Origin of the sequence: Streptomyces carpinensis (assembly GCF_002154505.1) — a bacterium.
Taxonomy (GTDB): Bacteria; Actinomycetota; Actinomycetes; order Streptomycetales; family Streptomycetaceae; genus Streptomyces; species Streptomyces carpinensis.
In genome coordinates, this window is the sequence record NZ_MUBM01000799.1 from 1 (window position 1) to 1,191 (window position 1,191).

1 protein-coding gene and 1 pseudogene are annotated in these 1,191 nt (G+C 69.7%); both read right to left on the reverse strand.

Features of this window, described 5'->3' with window-relative positions:
- Positions 1 to 56 precede the first annotated feature (56 nt).
- A pseudogene (locus BZY54_RS48870) lies at positions 57 to 449 on the reverse strand (NusA N-terminal domain-containing protein); the annotation flags it as partial.
- A gap of 2 nt (positions 450 to 451) precedes the next feature.
- Positions 452 to 961: a ribosome maturation factor RimP gene (gene rimP / locus BZY54_RS48875; RefSeq protein WP_086731607.1), complete on the reverse strand. Its 510-nt coding sequence runs from the start codon at positions 959 to 961 to the stop codon at positions 452 to 454.
- Between the last annotated feature and the right edge of the window lie 230 nt (positions 962 to 1,191).

Here is a 1,191-nt window from a genome sequence, read left to right on the forward strand (position 1 = left end):
TCGACGACACCCCGTCCGGCTTCGGTCGTATCGCCGCCACCACCGCCAAGCAGGTCATCCTGCAGCGGTTGCGCGACGCCGAGGACGACGCGACGCTCGGCGAGTATGCCGGCCGCGAGGGCGACATCGTCACCGGCGTCGTCCTCGGCGTCGCGCAACCGCTGCAGGATGACCTGCTTGGCGGTGGTGGCGGCGATACGACCGAAGCCGGACGGGGTGTCGTCGAACTCGCGGGGCTCCTGGCCCTCCTCGAGGTCCTCGGGGTCCTCCTTCGCCCACACGGTCACATGCCCGGTCTCCCGGTTGAGCTCCACGCGCGCGTGGCGGCGGCTTCCCTCGGTGCGGTGGTAGGCGATGAGGAGGGCCGACTCGATCGCCTCGACCAGCAGGTCGAAGGAGATCTCCTTCTCCCGAACCAAGCCCCGCAGGGCGCTCATGTCGATGTCCACGGCTACGCCTCCTCCTCTTCCTTCATGTCCTTCTCGTCCTTGCGGTTGAACTCGACCTGCACGCGCGCCCTGGTCACGTCCGGGAAGCCGAGTCTGCGGGTGGTGGCCTTGCGGCCCTTGACTCCGGGCACTTCGAGGTCGAGGCCTTCGTCGTCGACCTTCAGGATCCTGGCCACCAGTTCGCCGCCCTCGGCCAGCTGGAACCTCACCAGCCGGCCCGTGGCGCGCAGGTAGTGCCGGTGTTCGGTGAGGAGGCGCTCCGCGCCCGGGGTGCCGACCTCGAGGGTGTACTCCCCCTCGCCCATCGCGTCCGTCTCGTCGAGCCTCGCCGAGAGCGCGCGGCTCACATCGGCGATCTGGTCCAGGTCGGCCCCGGTGTCGGAGTCCACGACGACGCGCAGCACACGCTTGCGTCCGACGGAGTCCACGGCGATCTCTTCGAGATCCAGGCCCTGGGATGCGACGAGCGGTTCCAGCAGTTCTCGCAGCCTCTCGCTCTGGGTGGTGCTCATCCGGGTGACTCCTCGGCCGCGTGTGCTGTTGTGGGATGGTCGCGTGTCTGGTCAAAGGGTATCGGGTTCCAGGGGGTGTTGCCGTCCACCTGGCCAGGGGTGGTGCCGCTGAGTCGCGCCCGCGGGGTGCGCGGGTACCGTGATCACGGGCGAGCCGCCCCTCCCTCCGTTCCGTACGCACCCGAGGACGTCTGACGTGCCGTTCCCCTCACCCTCGCGCGCCGCCACCG